Source organism: Sphingopyxis sp. LC81 (assembly GCF_000756375.1).
Lineage (GTDB): Bacteria > Pseudomonadota > Alphaproteobacteria > Sphingomonadales > Sphingomonadaceae > Sphingopyxis.
Map to the genome: position 1 here is coordinate 332,887 of NZ_JNFD01000021.1, position 15,196 is coordinate 348,082.

Below are 15,196 nucleotides of genomic sequence, written 5' to 3' on the forward strand. Positions count from 1 at the left end.
CATGGTCAAGACCTCGGACGAACTGGCGCTGATGCGCGTATCGGGCAAGCTGCTGGCGTCGGTTTTCGAGATGCTGGACGGACTGGACTTGACCGGCATGTCGACGATGCAGGTCAACGACCTCGTCGATCGCTTCATCAGCGTGGACCTCGCCGCGCGTCCGGCAAGCAAGGGGCAATATGGCTTTAAATATGTCCTGAACTGCTCGATCAATCATGTCGTCTGTCACGGCGTGCCCGATCCGGACGAGGTCATCCGCGACGGCGACATCATCAACCTCGACATCACGCTCGAAAAGAACGGCTTCATCGCCGATTCGAGCAAGACCTATCTGGTGGGCGATGTTCCGCCGGCGGCAAGACGGCTGGCGCGCGTCGCGCAGGAGGCCATGTGGAAGGGCATCGGTCAGGTGCGGCCCGGGGCGTATCTGGGGGACATCGGCTTCGCGATCGAGCGGCATGCCAAAAAAAACGGCTATTCGGTTGTGCGCGAATATTGCGGGCACGGCATCGGCCGCGAGATGCACGAGGAACCGCAGGTACTGAATTACGGACGGCCGGGAACGGGCCTGAAGCTGCGCGAGGGCATGGTCTTTACCATCGAGCCGATGGTGAACCAGGGCACCCGCAAGGTCACGACGGCACGCGACGGATGGACCGTCATGACCAACGACCGGAAACTCTCCGCCCAATTCGAACATACGGTCGCGGTGACGGGCAGCGGCGTCGAGGTCCTGACGCTACGCCGCGACGAGACGCCGATGCTGGAACGATGGGGGTAATATCCCCGGCGGTCGTCCTTTAGCGACGGACGGGACTTTATCTCGACATTCTCTGCATCTACGGTCGAGCGATGCAGGCATATCCCACAATCCGGCTGGCGAGCGCCGCCGCGGCGATCCTGGTTCTCTCCGCCTGCGCTGGCGGCAATTTCCGGCCCGTGGCCGACGCGCCGGTCCGGATCGGGCCAGCCTATTCGATCCGTGGCACGACCTATGTGCCCGCCGCCGCTCCGGCCTATGACGCGGTCGGCTATGCCAGCTGGTACGGGAGCGAGTCCGGCAACCGCACCGCCAATGGCGAACAATTCCGTCCGGGCTGGATCACCGCGGCGCACACGACGCTACCCTTGCCGACTTATGTCGAGGTGACCGCGCTCGACACCGGGCGCCGCGTCATCGTGCGCGTCAACGATCGCGGTCCCTTTGCGCTGGGCCGGATCATCGACCTGTCGCGTGGCGCGGCCGAAGAGCTTGGTATCAAGGCACAGGGCCACGCCCCCGTGCGCGTGCGCCGGGTCGAACCGTCGGAAAAGGACCGCAAACGGCTTCGCGAGGGCAAGCCCGCCGCGGGGCTCCAGCCTCTGTCGGGGCAGGAACTGCAACGGCTTCGGGTACAGCTTCCGGTGAAGGGGCGCTGACCAAGGCGCATTCCGGCTTGCGCCGGACCGGGGAACGCGTTCAAAGCGGCGCCGATATCGAAAGGCGTTCACCTTGGATCTGGCACCCTATCGCGCGCATCGCCGCATCTTGACCGCAAGCCTCGTCGGCACCGCGGTCGAATTTTATGATTTCTATATCTACGGCACCGCGGCCGCGCTCGTGTTCGGGCCGCTCTTCTTTCCGGCCGAGTCCGCATCGGCGCAGCTGATGTACAGCTTCATGACCTTTGGCCTCGCTTTCTTCGCGCGGCCCGTGGGGGCGATTGTGTTCGGTCATTATGGTGATCGGATCGGGCGCAAGTCGACGCTTGTCGCTTCGCTGATGCTGATGGGCGCCTCGACTTTGCTGATCGCCTTCCTGCCGACCTATGCGATGGTCGGGTGGGTCGCGCCGCTCTTGCTCTGCATCCTGCGCTTTGGGCAGGGGTTCGGGCTCGGCGGCGAGTGGGGCGGGGCTGCGTTGCTCGCGGTCGAGAATGCGCCGCCGGGATGGAAATCGCGCTTTGGCATGTTCCCGCAATTGGGCGCGCCGGTGGGTTTTATCGCCGCCAACGGGCTATTCCTGTTGCTGGGGCTCGGGCTCAGCGATGCCGATTTTGCGGCATGGGGCTGGCGTATTCCGTTCCTCCTGTCGGCGGTGCTCGTCGGGCTGGGGCTGTGGGTGCGGCTGAAGATCGGTGAGACGCCGGATTTTGCCGAGGCGCTGGAGAAGGAGGCGCCCGTCGCGGTGCCGCTGGGCGAATTGTTCCGGTACCATCTGGTGGCGACGCTTGCCGGCACCTTCGCTGTCGTCGCTTGCTTTGCGATATTCTACCTCGCGACCAGCTTCGCGCTGGCGCACGGGACGACCACGCTCGGTTATCCGAAGGAACAATTTCTGCTGATCCAGCTCGGCGCCATCCTGTTCATGGCGGTCGGGATCGTCTTTGCGGGTTATTGGAGCGACGCGTCGAGCGCGCAGCGCGTGCTGACCTGGGGATGCGGCGCTACGGTGCTGGTCGGCTTCCTGTTCGGCCCGTCGCTGGCGTCGGGAAGCTGGCTGATGATCTTCCTCGGACTCGCGACCGCGCTGTTCGTGATGGGGCTGGTCTATGGCCCGCTCGGTAGCTGGCTCACCGAGCTGTTCCCCGTCCGCGTGCGCTATACGGGCGCCTCGATCGCGTTCAACGCCGGCGGAATCATCGGCGGCGCGATGGCGCCGATTATCGCACAGGCACTCGCCGAGTGGGGCGGCACGGCGGTCGTCGGCCTCTACCTCGCGCTCGCCGGGATCGTCAGCTGGCTGGGGCTGCTGATGGTGCGGAAGGACGCGGCTACGCGAGCCTGAGCAGCGTCAGCTTCGCCTTGCCGACCTTGCGTGTCGCATCGATTTCGAAGCCCGCGACGTCGACCGTTTCATTGTGCGCGGTCTCGATCGACACCCAGCTGTCGGGGCCGATCCAGCCGAGGCGGTTGAGTTTGTCGAGCGCTACGCTGCCCGCACCGGTGTCGTAAGGCGCGTCGAGCAACAGCAGATCGTAGGTGCGCTTGGCGGGGCCGAGGCTCATCACCGAGCCGGTGCGGATATCGGCGCGCGGGATGGCTTCCAGGGTGCCGAGATTCTTGCGCAGCACATCGAGCGCCTCGCGATCCTGCTCGGCGAACAGGCATTGTTCGGCGCCGCGCGACAGCGCCTCGATCCCGAGCGCCCCCGACCCCGCGAAGAGGTCGGCGACCACGAGCCCCTCAAAGCTGCCCACACGGCTCGTCAGCATCGAGAAGAGTGTCTCGCGCGTGCGGTCCGCGGTCGGGCGCGTCGCGTCATTCTTGGGCGCGAGCAGCTTGCGGCCACGCCATTCGCCAGCGATGACGCGCATCAGCCGAGGTGCCGCCGGAATTTGAACAATTCGTCGCGTGGCACAACATCGACCGCGCCGAGCGGCATGCCGCCGAGTTCGAACGCGCCGTAACGGGTGCGGATCAGGCGGCTGACCTGCAGCCCGAAATGTTCGAGCACCTTGCGGACTTCACGGTTCTTGCCTTCGGTCAGCGTCATTTCGACCCACTGGTTGCGGCCGGTGCGGCGTTCGAGGTTGGCGTCGATCTTGCCGTAGCGGACGCCATCGATCTCGATCCCCATCGCCAGCTCCTCAAGCTGCGCCTGGCTGATGTCGCCAAAGGCGCGCGCGCGATAGGTGCGCTCGACCCCGCTCGCGGGCAGTTCGAGCTGGCGCTTGAATTCGCCATCGTTGGTGAGGAGCAAAAGCCCCTCGGTATTATAGTCGAGGCGGCCAACGGGCATCAGGCGCGGAAGGTCCTTGGGCAGCAGGTCATAGATCGTCTTGCGCCCCTTGGGGTCGCGTGCCGCGGTGATGCAGCCCGCGGGCTTGTGGAAGCGATACAGGCGCGTCGAGACAGGCTTGGCGACCGGATTGCCGTCGACGGTCAGTCCCTCTAGCGAAGTCAGCAGCGGCGCGGGGTGGACGATCACCTGGCCATTCAGCGCGATGCGTCCTTCCTCGACCATACGTTCGACGTCGCGGCGCGAGCCAACGCCGGCGCGCGCGAGCAGCTTGGAGATGCGCTGCGGCCCGTCCTCGCGCTCGGCCTCGGCGGGTTTGGTTTTGAGCGCAGTTGCGGCGCCGCGTGCGGCGCGGCGGCCTTTGGGTGCGTCGCGATCGCCAGGGGCTTTCGACGCCGAGCGGGGCGCGGGGCGGGGTGGGCGACGTGTGCTCATGGGAACAGATGCGACTTTCTTGTCGTTATTCGGGAAAATAGTGTTGCGTTGTGATCACGCTCATAGCCGGAAAAGACCCGCTTCGTCGATGGCAAGCAGAAGCAATCTTGCAGGACGGCGCGGAGCGAGTCATGGCGATGTTAAAGGGAGTCATCATGCTCTTCGCCCACCGCCCGTCCTGCATCAAGCGGCTGCTCATCATCGAGGATGATCCGCTGACCGCGTTCGACAATGAGCACACGCTGAAACTCGGTGGGTATGACATTGTCGCGACGGTCGATTCGGGCGAGGCCGCGGTTGCGATCATGGCCGCCGAGCCGATCGATGCGATCGTTCTGGACCTGGGGTTGGCGGGCCATATGACGGGGCGCGAAGTCGCCCGGCTGGCGCGCGATCGCGGCATCGCCGTGCTGTTGGTAACGGGGCAATGCCCCGAGGACGGCGCCGATATCGCCGTCGCCTGCCTTGGCAAGCCGCACAGCGCCTCGGCGCTCGTCGCGGCGCTGCGCGCGGTCGAAACGATGACGTGCAAAAACCAGGCGCCGCGCAAGGTCAGCGGCCTCACGACCTTCTGGCGTCCCGAAGCGGCGTGAGATGCGACGGACCGACCGCGCCCGGCGGATCGGCAGCCAATTAGCCGCTTCCAATTTGCCCCCAACGCTTTAGGCCAAGATATGACCGGCCGCGGCTCGTCACAGGTCCAAAAGGGGGAATATGATGTCAACAGATGCGGCGATGCCGGCACCGAAGGGGTGGCGCGACAGTCTGCGACCCTATCTGGAGCCTGCGCCACTGGCTGCGCTGTTCCTTGGCATATCGTCGGGTTTCCCGTTCGCGATGATCGGCGCGACGCTGACGACGCGCCTCGCGCAGGACGGGATCGAGAAGTCCTCGGTCACCGCCTTTGCACTCACCTTTCTCGCCTATAATCTGAAATGGGCGTGGGCCCCCGCGATCGACCGATTCCGCATCCCTGTCCTCGGGCGGATCGGCCAGCGGCGATCGTGGCTGATCCTTGTCGGCGCGCTTGTTTTCGTCGCTGTGTCGGTGCTGGGCAATCTCGATCCAAAGGCTTCGCTTGCGGTCGTCGCGCTCGCGGCGATCGCGGTCGGGCTCGCCGGCGCGACCTATGACATCGTGATCGACGCCTATCGAATCGAGCTGCTGGCGCCCGAACAATTGGGCACGGGGTCGGGCATGTCGCAATATGGCTGGCGTATCGGTGCGGCATTAGCGGGCGCCTTGGCGCTGGTTGTCGCCGAACGCGCCGGTTGGGGCGTTGCCTATATGGTCTGCGCTGCGCTGGTCCTCCCGGCAATCATCACCGGGTTGGTGATGGGCGAGCCCGAACGCAAGATCGAGCGCCATTGGCCCGCGTTCCTGTCGCGTGCGCATTATGCGCTCTTCATCGGCAGCTTCCCGGTCGCCTTCCTGATCGCGCGGCAGATCGACCAGTGGCTTGGCGTCGATATCCTGACGCTGATGGTGCTTGTCGGATATTTGTTCCCGCTGTTCGACCTGAGTGCCCGGCGCGCCCGCGACATCGGGTGGAGCGGGCACATCAACTGGATCATCGCGCTGCCGGCGCTGGCGCTGGTCGCCGTGCTGGCCGCGGATTGGGGGACGATCGCGGCCTATGTCGGGTCGACGCTGCTTTGGGTGGTGCTTGCCGTGGGCGCGCTCGTCATCGGGGCGCTGGTCGCCTTGCCGACCAAGTCGCGTGCGGGTCAGGCAGCCGACAAGGGCGCCGTCGGACCGCTGGCGGAGTTTTTCTCGCGCGAGGGGGCGATCCTGATCCTCTTCTTTCTGCTGTTGCACAAGATCGGCGACACGCTCGCCAACCTGACCTTCCGGCTCTTGTTCGAGGATCTCGGCTACACCAACGATGAAATCGCCTTTTACGATGTCGGCCTGGGATTCTGGGCGCTGCTCGCCGGGGTGTTCGTCGGCGGGATCATCTACGCGCGGCTCGGTATGAAAAAGTCGGTGTTGCTCAGCCTTGTCCTGATGGCGATTTCCAATTTCAGCTTTGCGGGCCTTGCCGCCGTCGGGCACAGCAATTGGGGCATGGCCGGCGCGATCGGGTTCGAGAATTTTGCCAGCGGAATTGGCGGCGTCTGCGTTGTCGCCTATCTGTCGGCGCTGGCCGATCTGCGCTTTACCGCGACCCATTTCGCGCTTTTCTCGGCCGCCGCGAGTATTCTCGGAAGGTTCCTCACGGGGACCAGCGCGGGCCAGCTGATCGAACAGTTCGGCTATGTCGATTTCTATCTGCTGACCACCGCATTGGCGGTTCCCGGCATCCTGATCTTCTGGTGGATGATGCGGTCGGGTCTGGTCGATCGCTCGATCGGTACGGCGGGCGAGGTCGAGATACCCGAAGCGTCGCCGCAGGCCGTTAGTCCGGAAACTGCAGGTTCGCGCTGAGCACTTCGCCCGCGAGGTAGAGCGAGCCGGCGAGCAGGACGATTTCGCGCGCCGGATCGACGTTGAGACCGCCCAGCGCATCGGCAACCGATGCGGCCGACTTTGCATCGGCGCCAAACGCGGCGGCGCCATGATGCTCGTGTCCCGGGACGGGGACGACGGTCAGGCTGGCGAGGCGGTCGGCCAGCGGCGCGACGATCGCTGCCGGATCCTTGTTCGCGAGCATGCCGGTGATCAGATGGACGCGCCGCGGCTCGTCCGAGAACTGGCAGGCGAGCGCGAGCCCGGCGTCGACATTGTGCGCGCCGTCGAGCCAGATTTCGGTGCCGCCGGGCAACAGCGCGGCGAGGGGGCCGGCGCCGAGGCGCTGCATGCGGGCAGGCCAAAAGGCGCCCGCGACGCCGCGGGCGATCGCTTCGTCGGTCAGCTGTGCGCCGGGGGCAAGGCGCAACATTGCGATGGCGAGCCCGGCGTTGCGCATCTGGTGCGGCCCGGCCATGCGCGGACGCATCGGCCCTGCGACCGAACCCAGTTTCGAGGTCCAGCGAAAGCTGTCGTCCTCGATCTCTATCGCCCAGCCATTTCCTTCGGGAAATAGCGTCGCGCCCACGGAAGCGACCTTGGCGGCGATTATGTCGCGCACGCCCGGCGGATAGTCGAACGTTGCAACGGGTGTGTCGGCTTTGATGATCCCAGCCTTTTCCCATGCGATGCGCATAGCCGGATCGTCGGGCGTTCCGGTTTCCGGCGCCAGCAGGAAAGCTTCATGGTCGATGCCGAGCGAGGCGATGCCGCAAACCGCGGGCGGCGGAATGATGTTGGTCGCGTCGAGGCGTCCGCCGAGGCCCACCTCGATGATACAATCATCGGCGGGAATGCGCGCGAAGGCGAGGAAAGCGGCCGCGGTGGTGACCTCGAAGAAGCTGGCTTGCAGGTCGGCCGCCTCGTCGAGCACTTCTTCGAGCAATGCGGCGAGCAGCGCGTCGTCGATCAGCGTTCCGGCGAGGCGGATGCGTTCGTTGAAGCGCACGAGGTGGGGACTGGTGTAGGCGTGGACGTGCCGTCCGCTCGCCTCGAGGATCGCGCGGAGGTAGGCGCAGGTCGATCCCTTGCCGTTGGTGCCCGCGACATGGAAAGTGCGCGGAAGCTGGAGCTGCGGGTTGCCGAGACGCGCGCATAGCTCGGCGATCCGCTCCAACCCGAGGATGTCGCGGCCCGGCGACAGGGCGGCGAGGCGATCGAGCTGGGTTTGGACCGCGGGGTCCGAGCTATGGGCGTGGTCGGGCATCATCGAGCCTTGATCGTGAAGTTGTCAGACCTCTCTCGTCTTCGTCATGCCGGACTTGATCCGGCATCCATCCGCCGCACCGCCCGATGGACCCCGAATCAAGTCCGGGGAGACGAAGTTAGAGACGTTTGGCCTAGAGCTATCTAGGCCGCCTTCTCTGGCGCCAGATAACCGATCAGGCGGCCCAGCGTCTCGGGCAGCTCCTTACGGTGGACCACCATGTCGATCATCCCGTGATCGAGCAGATATTCGGCGCGCTGGAAGCCTTCGGGCAGTTTCTCGCGGATCGTATTCTCGATCACGCGCTGACCCGCGAAGCCGATCAATGCCTTGGGCTCGCTGATCTGGATATCGCCGAGCATCGCATAGCTGGCGGTGACGCCGCCGGTCGTCGGGTCGGTGAGCAGCACGATATAGGGCAAGCCGGCGCGGCGCAGGCGCGCGAGCGCGACGGTGGCCCGGGGCATCTGCATCAGCGACAGCGTGCCTTCCTGCATGCGCGCGCCGCCCGCGGCGGTGATCGCGATATAGGGAACCCCGCGCCGGATCGCATCCTCGACTCCGGCGACGAACGCCTCGCCCACGGCGACGCCCATCGAGCCGCCCATGAAGGCGAAGTCCTGCACGCCGATCACCACACCCTGACCCGAGATGCGGCCAAACGCATTCTGATACGCGTCGCGGTCGCCGGTCTGCGCGCGCGCCGCCTTGATGCGGTCGACATATTTCTTGGTATCGCGGAACTTCAGCGGATCCTCGGGCGCAGCTGGTGCGCTGATCAGTTCGTGGAGGCCGCCATCGAACAGCTGCGCGAACCGCTCGGTCGCACCGATGCGGTCGTGATGGTCGCAGCGCGGGCAGACGTTCAGATTGTCTTCCCATTCCTTGACGAACACCATCTGCTGGCACTGGCGGCATTTGTGCCAGAGATTGTCGGCGGTATCGCGTTTCGCCCCGAAGGGCAGCGCGTTGCGAACGCGGTCGAGCCAGCTCATGCGGCGATCTCCTTTGCGCCGTGAATAGCATCGGCGAGCGAACGGGTGAAGGTCTCGACATAAGGCGCGGCGGCGTCGCCATGCTGCGCGATGATGTCGATGAAGGCCGATCCGACGACGACGCCGTCGGCGACCTTGGCGATCGGGGACGCCTGTTCGGGGGTGCGGACGCCAAACCCGACGGCGACGGGAAGGTCGGTGGCGGCTTTGAGGCGTGCGACAGCTTCATCGATGCTCGCCTGCGCCGCTTGTTGCTGGCCGGTGATCCCGGCGACCGAGACATAATAGAGGAAACCGCCCGCGCCGTTCAGCACATCGGGCAGGCGCGCGGCGTCGGTCGTCGGTGTGGCGAGACGGATGAGGTCGACACCGGCGGCGCGGAGCGCGGGGCCGAGTTCGGCGTCCTCTTCCGACGGAATGTCAACGCAGATCACGCCGTCGACTCCCGCCTTCGCGCACTCGGCGGCGAACCATTCGGGTCCGCGGATCGTCATCGGATTGGCATAGCCCATCAGAACGAGGGGGGTGTCCGGATGGCGCCGACGAAAGGCGGCCGCGATAGCGAACAGGTCGGCGGTCGTTGTGCCCTTGGCGAGGCTGCGCAGGTTCGCGGCCTGGATCGCGGGGCCGTCGGCCATCGGGTCGGTGAAGGGCATGCCGAGTTCGATCACGTCCGCCCCACCTGCGACGAGCGCGTCGAGGTTCGCGGCGGTGTTGCCGTCCCCACCGGTAATGAAGGCGACGAGCGCGGGGCGCGGTTTGGCGAAGGTTGCGGCGAAGCGATCAGTCATGACTCGACTCGTGACGTAGTTTGAACACGATCATGGCAATCTTGACGGCCAGCAAAAGGCCGATCACGCCGTAGAAGACTACGTCATTGGCTGCCCAGCCCATCCAGCCTACCATGTAGATCGCAACGGCGATGGGCAGCAGTGCCAGTCCGAATTTCTGGCGACTGTTCATAGTTCCACCCCCAACGCATCGGCCACGGTGAAGATGTCCTTATCGCCGCGGCCCGAGCAGTTGACGATGATGATCTTGTCCTTGCCCAGCGTGGGCGCGATGCGTTCGGCGGCGGCGATCGCGTGCGCGCTTTCGAGCGCCGGGATGATGCCCTCGAGCCTGGTGAGCTTCTGGAAGCTCGCGAGCGCCTCGGCGTCGGTGACGGGCTCGTAGCGGACGCGGCCGATTTCGTGGAGCCAGCTATGTTCTGGGCCGATGCCCGGATAGTCGAGCCCTGCCGAAATGCTGTGCGCCTCGGTGATCTGGCCATCCTCGTCCTGCAGCAGATAGGTCTTGTTGCCGTGGAGGATGCCGGGGCGGCCGCCCGCGAGGCTGGCGGCGTGCTTCTTGTCGAGCCCTTCGCCCGCGGCTTCGACGCCGACGATCTCGACATCGGCGTCGTCGAGGAACGGATGGAACAGGCCGATCGCATTCGATCCGCCGCCGACGGGCGCGATCAGCATATCCGGGAGCCGGCCTTCGGCTTCGAGTATCTGTTCGCGCGCTTCGTCGCCGATCACCGACTGGAAATCGCGGACGAGCTCGGGATAGGGGTGCGGCCCCGCGACGGTGCCGATGATGTAGAAGGTGTCGTGGACGTTCGCGACCCAGTGGCGCAGTGCCTCGTTCATCGCGTCCTTGAGCGTCTTGGCCCCGCTCTCGACCGCGACGACTTCGGCGCCGAGCAGCTTCATGCGGAAGACGTTCGGCTGTTGCCGCGCGACGTCGACCGCGCCCATGAAGATGGTGCAGGGCAGGCCGAACAGCGCCGCGACAGTTGCGGTTGCGACGCCGTGCTGGCCGGCGCCGGTTTCGGCGATGATCTTGGTCTTGCCCATCCGCTTGGCGAGCAGGATCTGGCCGATGCAATTGTTGATCTTGTGCGCGCCGGTGTGGTTCAGATCCTCGCGCTTCAGGTAAATTTTCGCGCCGCTGAGATGTTCGGTCAGCCGCTCGGCGAACCACAGCGGGCTCGGACGACCGACATAATGTTCGAGCAGATAGTCGAACTCGGCCTTGAACGCCGGGTCGGCCTGCGCGGCGCGATAGTGACGCTCAAGATCGAGGATCAACGGCATCAGCGTTTCGGCGACATAGCGGCCGCCGAACTGGCCGAAATGGCCGCGCGCGTCGGGTCCGGTGCGGAGGCTGTTGGGTAAGTCGGTCATCGACCCGCCGCTTTAAGGAAAGCCGCGATCTTGTCCACATCCTTGACGCCCGGCGCGCTTTCGACGCCCGACGAAACATCGACCAGCGGCGCCCCGGTCGCGGCGATCGCTTCGGCGACATTTTCGGGGGTGAGGCCGCCCGCGATGCCCCAGTCGATGCTGTGGCGATGGTTTTTGAGCAGCGACCAGTCGAAACGCGTGCCGGTGCCGCCGGGCATCGCGGCGGCGGGGGCGTCGAACAGGATGCGGTCGGCGACGCCGTGATATTTCTGCATCCGCACGAGTGTGTCGGCGTCCTTCAGACCGACGGCCTTCCAGACTTCCGCCGGCGTCAGCCGCTTCACGGCACCCAGCCATTCGGGTGTTTCGGTGCCATGGAACTGGATGATGTCGGGGCGCACCATGCCGAGCGCGTCCCCGGTGAGCTGCTGCGGCGCGTTGACCAACAGCAACGCGACCTTGACGTTGGCCGCGCCTGCGCGCTTGCGCAGCTCGGCCGCGGTCTTGAGGTCGACATAGCGCGGGCTCGGCTCATAGTGATTGAGGCCGATATGCGTCGCGCCGTGACGGATGGCGGCATCGACCTCTTCGATCGTCTTGAGGCCGCAGATTTTGACGAGTGGGGGCATGGTCAGTCTCTAAATTGTCCGTTCGCATCGAGCGAAGTCGAGATGTTTCTCGATCTTCCGCTGCTCCGATGGGTGTCTCGACTTCGCTCGACACGAACGGGAATGGGAATTGGGCTTAAAGTGTCGCTTCGATTTCGCGCGCGGCGAGATCGGGGTCCGCCGACTGGCTGATCGGGCGGCCGACGACGAGGATCGAGGCGCCGTCGGCCATCGCCTGCGCCGGCGTGACGACGCGTTTCTGGTCACCGATCTTGCCGTCCGCGGGGCGGACGCCGGGTACGACGAAATAGCCGCCCGGCCACGCCTTGCGCGCCGCTTTCACTTCCTGTCCCGAACAGACGATGCCGTCGAGACCGGCTTCGCGGGCGAGCGCCGCCAGGCGCACGACCTGATCGTGCGGACTGCCCCCGACGCCGATGTCTTCCAGATCGGGCGCGTCGAGGCTGGTGAGCACGGTGACCGCAACGACCTTGGTGTTCGTGCCCGCGGATGCCTTCGCCTCTTCGAGCATCGCGCGGCCGCCCGCGGCGTGGACGGTGATGATTGCCGGTTCGAGCGAGCGCAGCGCCTGGATCGCCTTGGCGACGGTGTTGGGAATGTCGTGGAGCTTGAGGTCGAGAAAAATCGGCAGGCCGAGCTTCGCCATTTCATGCACGCCATGGTGCCCGTTAGCGCAGAAGAATTCGAGGCCGAGCTTCAACCCGCCGACATGGCGCCGCACCTTTTGCGCCAGCGTCAGCGCGGCATCGAGGTGCGTGGTGTCGATGGCGAGATAAAGCGGTGAAGTCATGGCTTGTCCGTGGAGAAAAGGTCGGATGGGGCGGGCGGGATGTCGTTGACCGGGGGAGTGGGCGTGACTTCGACAGGGCGGTTGGCGAGCGCGCGCAAATCGGCCGCCTGCCGCTCGCTTGCGTCGAGGCGGCGCTTCATCGACCAGCGCGACGTGCGCAGCGCGATCCACATCGGCACGCTGCCGATCAGGAATGCGGTGAGGATCAGGACGGGCAATTTGGTGTCGAGCACCTGTCCCGGCCAGATCGTGACGGTGACCGGAATCCAGTTTGCCATCGCGAAAATGACGAGAACGGCGGTCAGCAAGACCCAGATGATCGTTCGCAGGATGCCCACTTCGTCTTGCTCCTCTGTCGGTCTGACGCCGACCCTATGACAGATTGCCGCGCGATTCCAGTCCGGGGCTATGCCGCCCCGAACACCCGGTCGAAGATCGTGTCGACATGCTTCATATGATAGCCGAGGTCGAACAGCGCGGTCAGCTCGTCGGCCGACAGCTTCGCGGTGACGTCGGCATCGGCCTTGAGCAGTTCGAGCAGCGAGAGCTGGCCGTCCGAATCCCAGACCTTCATCGCGTTGCGCTGGACGAGTACGTAGCTTTCCTCGCGGCTCGCGCCGGCCTGCGTCAGCGCGAGCAGCACGCGCTGCGAATGGACGAGCCCGCCCATGCGGTCGAGATTCTTCTGCATCCGCGCGGGATAGACGAGCAGCTTATCGACGACGCCGGTCAGGCGTCCGAGTGCGAAGTCGAGCGTGATCGTCGCATCGGGGCCGATGAAGCGTTCGACCGACGAGTGGCTGATGTCGCGCTCGTGCCACAGCGCGACATTTTCCATCGCGGGGATCGCGGCGCTGCGCACCATGCGCGCGAGCCCGGTCAGATTTTCGGTCAGGATCGGGTTGCGCTTGTGCGGCATCGCCGACGAGCCCTTCTGGCCGGGCGAGAAATATTCCTCGGCCTCGAGCACTTCGGTGCGCTGAAGATGGCGGACCTCGACCGACAGGCGTTCGATCGACGAGGCGATGACGCCGAGCACGGCAAAGAACATCGCATGTCGGTCGCGCGGGATGACCTGCGTCGAGACGGGCTCGATCGCGAGGCCGAGCTTTGCCGCGACATGCGCTTCGACGCGCGGGTCGATGTTGGCGAAGGTGCCGACGGCGCCCGAGATGGCGCAGGTCGCGATTTCGGCGCGCGCGGCCTGGAGGCGCAGCTTGCAGCGCGAGAATTCGGCATAGGCCTCGGCAAGCTTCAGCCCGAAGGTGACGGGTTCGGCGTGGATGCCGTGGCTGCGGCCGATCGTCGGGGTCAGCTTATGCTCATAGGCACGGCGCTTGATCGCTCCCAAGAGCGCGTCGAGGTCGGCGAGCAGGATATCGGCGGCCTGGCTGAGCTGAACCGCGAGGCAGGTGTCGAGCACGTCCGAGCTGGTCATGCCCTGATGCATGAAGCGCGCTTCGTCGCCGACATTCTCGGCCACCCAGGTCAGGAAGGCGATGACGTCATGCTTGGTCACCGCCTCGATCGCGTCGATCGCGGCGACGTCGATTGCCGGGTTCGTCGCCCACCAATCCCACAATGCCTTGGCGGCCGATTTCGGCACGGTGCCCAGTTCGGCAAGGGCATCGGTCGCGTGCGCTTCGATCTCGAACCAGATGCGAAACCGATTCTCGGCCGACCAGATCGCGGTCATTTCCGGCCGTGCGTAACGCGGAACCATTGATTTTCCTTCCTTTTCGGGCGCCTTATCGCGGAATCCACGCGGAACCACGATGGGGCGCCCCGTAGCAGGGACGGGGCGTTTCGCCAAATGCCGAGGGCGCGCAACTTTGCGGAAACACGATGGGTTGCTCCCATGCCCCATCAGAAAGGCGACGGGTCGCAGTGACCATCGAAGTCGCCGTTACAGGAGAATAAATGTGTTGAAACAAGTGCTTTTGATCGGCGCGGCGGCTGTCAGCTTCCCCGTTTTGGCCCAGACGACTGCCCCGGCCGAAGAGCCGGCCCCCACGACGCAGTCGCAGCCGGCGCCGACCGACACCACGACCCCCGCGCCCGATAGCAAGCCGACGGACGAGAAGAAGCCGACGGATGAAACGGCGCCCACCGAGGACGCGACCCCGAGCGATACGCCCCCTGCGGCTGAGCCGACCCCTCCGGCTGACCAGCCCGCACCGGATTCCGAAGAAAAGCCCGAATCGGAACCCGAATAACCCCGCACACAGGAGTATAGACCATGCTGAAACAAATGCTTTTGATCGGCGCCGCAGCCGTGAGTTTCCCGGCCCTGGCGCAGACGACCGCCCCGGCGTCGGACCCGACCACCCCGCCGGCGGCGAGCGAGCCGGCTCCGGCTCCCGACGCATCGACGCCCCCGGCTGAACCCGCCCCGGCACCGGATGCGTCGACCCCGCCGGCTTCGAGCGAGCCCGCGCCGTCGGGTGGGGCGGCAACGCCGACCCAGATCGCGCAGATCGTCGAGCAGGAATTCCCGACCTATGACGGGGACAAGAATGGCGACCTGAACGCGGCCGAGTTCGGCGCGTGGATGAAGAAGCTGCGTGCAGCGACCGACCCCAGTGCCGACGTCGAATCGGCCGAGGTGAAGACCTGGATTGGCCAGGCTTTCGCATCGGCTGATGGTGACAAGTCGGGCGCGGTCAACAAGACCGAATTGACCGGTTTCCTGTCGCGCGGCGCCTAAACGGCGTCCCGCGGGGTGGTGCAGCCGTCGGAG

The 15,196-nt window shown here is 65.6% G+C and carries 18 protein-coding genes; 7 read left to right on the forward strand and 11 right to left on the reverse strand.

The genetic code is table 11. From position 1 onward, the window contains the following. The first annotated feature begins 1 nt into the window (after nucleotide 1). The 3 genes from map to FG91_RS11995 all read left to right on the forward strand — a co-directional run bounded on the left by map (nucleotide 2) and on the right by FG91_RS11995 (nucleotide 2,767). Nucleotides 2-781 carry a type I methionyl aminopeptidase gene (gene map / locus FG91_RS11985; protein ID WP_037515182.1) on the forward strand — a complete coding sequence of 260 codons (780 nt, stop codon included), beginning with the start codon at nucleotides 2-4 and terminating at the stop codon, nucleotides 779-781. A gap of 71 nt (nucleotides 782-852) precedes the next feature. Then, a complete protein-coding gene (locus FG91_RS11990) occupies nucleotides 853-1,419 on the forward strand; it encodes a septal ring lytic transglycosylase RlpA family protein (protein WP_037515184.1) in 567 nt (188 codons plus the stop codon). A gap of 79 nt (nucleotides 1,420-1,498) precedes the next feature. Then, nucleotides 1,499-2,767: an MFS transporter gene (locus FG91_RS11995; protein WP_037515478.1), complete on the forward strand. Its 1,269-nt coding sequence runs from the start codon at nucleotides 1,499-1,501 to the stop codon at nucleotides 2,765-2,767. Here FG91_RS11995 and rsmD read toward each other — a convergent pair. Both rsmD and FG91_RS12005 read right to left on the reverse strand, forming a co-directional pair. After that, on the reverse strand, nucleotides 2,754-3,296 hold the full coding sequence (gene rsmD / locus FG91_RS12000) for a 16S rRNA (guanine(966)-N(2))-methyltransferase RsmD (protein WP_037515186.1): 543 nt from the start codon (nucleotides 3,294-3,296) through the stop codon (nucleotides 2,754-2,756). The two genes, FG91_RS11995 and rsmD, sit on opposite strands and share 14 nt — an antisense overlap. Beyond that, complete coding sequence (locus FG91_RS12005) at nucleotides 3,296-4,156, reverse strand: pseudouridine synthase (RefSeq protein ID WP_052187534.1); 861 nt, start codon at nucleotides 4,154-4,156, stop codon at nucleotides 3,296-3,298. Before FG91_RS12005 ends, rsmD begins: the two co-directional genes overlap by 1 nt. A gap of 155 nt (nucleotides 4,157-4,311) precedes the next feature. On the opposite strand from FG91_RS12005, the gene FG91_RS12010 reads away from it, so the two are divergent. Both FG91_RS12010 and FG91_RS12015 read left to right on the forward strand, forming a co-directional pair. Then, the gene (locus FG91_RS12010; RefSeq protein ID WP_037515482.1) at nucleotides 4,312-4,749 is read left to right on the forward strand and encodes a response regulator transcription factor; all 438 of its coding nucleotides are present in this window, start codon (nucleotides 4,312-4,314) and stop codon (nucleotides 4,747-4,749) included. Nucleotides 4,750-4,870: 121 nt separating this feature from the next. Next, a complete protein-coding gene (locus tag FG91_RS12015; RefSeq protein ID WP_235212021.1) occupies nucleotides 4,871-6,583 on the forward strand; it encodes an AmpG family muropeptide MFS transporter in 1,713 nt (570 codons plus the stop codon). On the opposite strand, the gene FG91_RS12020 is transcribed toward FG91_RS12015, so the two are convergent. From FG91_RS12020 to purB, 9 genes are all read right to left on the reverse strand, one after another. After that, nucleotides 6,555-7,871, reverse strand: a complete 1,317-nt coding sequence (locus FG91_RS12020) for a bifunctional folylpolyglutamate synthase/dihydrofolate synthase (protein ID WP_037515486.1) — start codon at nucleotides 7,869-7,871, stop codon at nucleotides 6,555-6,557. The genes FG91_RS12015 and FG91_RS12020 overlap by 29 nt on opposite strands. A gap of 143 nt (nucleotides 7,872-8,014) precedes the next feature. After that, the gene (accD, locus tag FG91_RS12025) at nucleotides 8,015-8,866 is read right to left on the reverse strand and encodes an acetyl-CoA carboxylase, carboxyltransferase subunit beta (RefSeq protein WP_037515187.1); all 852 of its coding nucleotides are present in this window, start codon (nucleotides 8,864-8,866) and stop codon (nucleotides 8,015-8,017) included. Continuing rightward, complete coding sequence (gene trpA, locus FG91_RS12030; RefSeq protein ID WP_037515188.1) at nucleotides 8,863-9,657, reverse strand: tryptophan synthase subunit alpha; 795 nt, start codon at nucleotides 9,655-9,657, stop codon at nucleotides 8,863-8,865. Before trpA ends, accD begins: the two co-directional genes overlap by 4 nt. After that, nucleotides 9,650-9,829: a hypothetical protein gene (locus FG91_RS12035; protein ID WP_037515190.1), complete on the reverse strand. Its 180-nt coding sequence runs from the start codon at nucleotides 9,827-9,829 to the stop codon at nucleotides 9,650-9,652. Before FG91_RS12035 ends, trpA begins: the two co-directional genes overlap by 8 nt. Continuing rightward, on the reverse strand, nucleotides 9,826-11,037 hold the full coding sequence (gene trpB, locus FG91_RS12040) for a tryptophan synthase subunit beta (RefSeq protein WP_037515191.1): 1,212 nt from the start codon (nucleotides 11,035-11,037) through the stop codon (nucleotides 9,826-9,828). Before trpB ends, FG91_RS12035 begins: the two co-directional genes overlap by 4 nt. Beyond that, a complete protein-coding gene (locus FG91_RS12045; RefSeq protein ID WP_037515193.1) occupies nucleotides 11,034-11,666 on the reverse strand; it encodes a phosphoribosylanthranilate isomerase in 633 nt (210 codons plus the stop codon). The genes trpB and FG91_RS12045 overlap by 4 nt, the downstream gene beginning before the upstream one ends. 115 nt (nucleotides 11,667-11,781) lie before the next feature. Continuing rightward, entirely contained in the window at nucleotides 11,782-12,456 is a 675-nt protein-coding gene (pyrF, locus tag FG91_RS12050) for an orotidine-5'-phosphate decarboxylase (RefSeq protein ID WP_037515194.1), read from the reverse strand. After that, nucleotides 12,453-12,794: a lipopolysaccharide assembly protein LapA domain-containing protein gene (locus FG91_RS12055; RefSeq protein WP_037515195.1), complete on the reverse strand. Its 342-nt coding sequence runs from the start codon at nucleotides 12,792-12,794 to the stop codon at nucleotides 12,453-12,455. Before FG91_RS12055 ends, pyrF begins: the two co-directional genes overlap by 4 nt. 68 nt (nucleotides 12,795-12,862) lie before the next feature. Beyond that, nucleotides 12,863-14,179, reverse strand: coding sequence for an adenylosuccinate lyase (gene purB, locus FG91_RS12060; RefSeq protein WP_037515196.1), 1,317 nt, complete (start codon nucleotides 14,177-14,179; stop codon nucleotides 12,863-12,865). A 199-nt stretch (nucleotides 14,180-14,378) separates the two neighbouring features. On the opposite strand from purB, the gene FG91_RS22260 reads away from it, so the two are divergent. Continuing rightward, nucleotides 14,379-14,672 (forward strand): hypothetical protein, encoded by a 294-nt coding sequence (locus FG91_RS22260; RefSeq protein ID WP_200878440.1) that lies wholly within the window; start codon nucleotides 14,379-14,381, stop codon nucleotides 14,670-14,672. A gap of 23 nt (nucleotides 14,673-14,695) precedes the next feature. Next, a complete protein-coding gene (locus FG91_RS12070; RefSeq protein WP_037515198.1) occupies nucleotides 14,696-15,163 on the forward strand; it encodes a calcium-binding protein in 468 nt (155 codons plus the stop codon). Nucleotides 15,164-15,196: the final 33 nt, after the last annotated feature.

Coding starts and splice junctions, on each gene's coding strand:
- FG91_RS12045 (WP_037515193.1), bottom strand. CDS start 11,666: ATGCCCCCACTCGTCAAAATCTGCGGCCTCAAGACGATCGAAGAGGTC.
- FG91_RS12015 (WP_235212021.1), top strand. CDS start 4,871: ATGATGTCAACAGATGCGGCGATGCCGGCACCGAAGGGGTGGCGCGAC.
- map (WP_037515182.1), top strand. CDS start 2: ATGGTCAAGACCTCGGACGAACTGGCGCTGATGCGCGTATCGGGCAAG.
- trpA (WP_037515188.1), bottom strand. CDS start 9,657: ATGACTGATCGCTTCGCCGCAACCTTCGCCAAACCGCGCCCCGCGCTC.
- pyrF (WP_037515194.1), bottom strand. CDS start 12,456: ATGACTTCACCGCTTTATCTCGCCATCGACACCACGCACCTCGATGCC.
- FG91_RS12070 (WP_037515198.1), top strand. CDS start 14,696: ATGCTGAAACAAATGCTTTTGATCGGCGCCGCAGCCGTGAGTTTCCCG.
- FG91_RS12005 (WP_052187534.1), bottom strand. CDS start 4,156: ATGAGCACACGTCGCCCACCCCGCCCCGCGCCCCGCTCGGCGTCGAAA.
- rsmD (WP_037515186.1), bottom strand. CDS start 3,296: ATGCGCGTCATCGCTGGCGAATGGCGTGGCCGCAAGCTGCTCGCGCCC.
- purB (WP_037515196.1), bottom strand. CDS start 14,179: ATGGTTCCGCGTTACGCACGGCCGGAAATGACCGCGATCTGGTCGGCC.
- FG91_RS12010 (WP_037515482.1), top strand. CDS start 4,312: ATGCTCTTCGCCCACCGCCCGTCCTGCATCAAGCGGCTGCTCATCATC.
- trpB (WP_037515191.1), bottom strand. CDS start 11,037: ATGACCGACTTACCCAACAGCCTCCGCACCGGACCCGACGCGCGCGGC.
- FG91_RS12020 (WP_037515486.1), bottom strand. CDS start 7,871: ATGCCCGACCACGCCCATAGCTCGGACCCCGCGGTCCAAACCCAGCTC.
- FG91_RS12035 (WP_037515190.1), bottom strand. CDS start 9,829: ATGAACAGTCGCCAGAAATTCGGACTGGCACTGCTGCCCATCGCCGTT.
- FG91_RS11990 (WP_037515184.1), top strand. CDS start 853: ATGCAGGCATATCCCACAATCCGGCTGGCGAGCGCCGCCGCGGCGATC.
- accD (WP_037515187.1), bottom strand. CDS start 8,866: ATGAGCTGGCTCGACCGCGTTCGCAACGCGCTGCCCTTCGGGGCGAAA.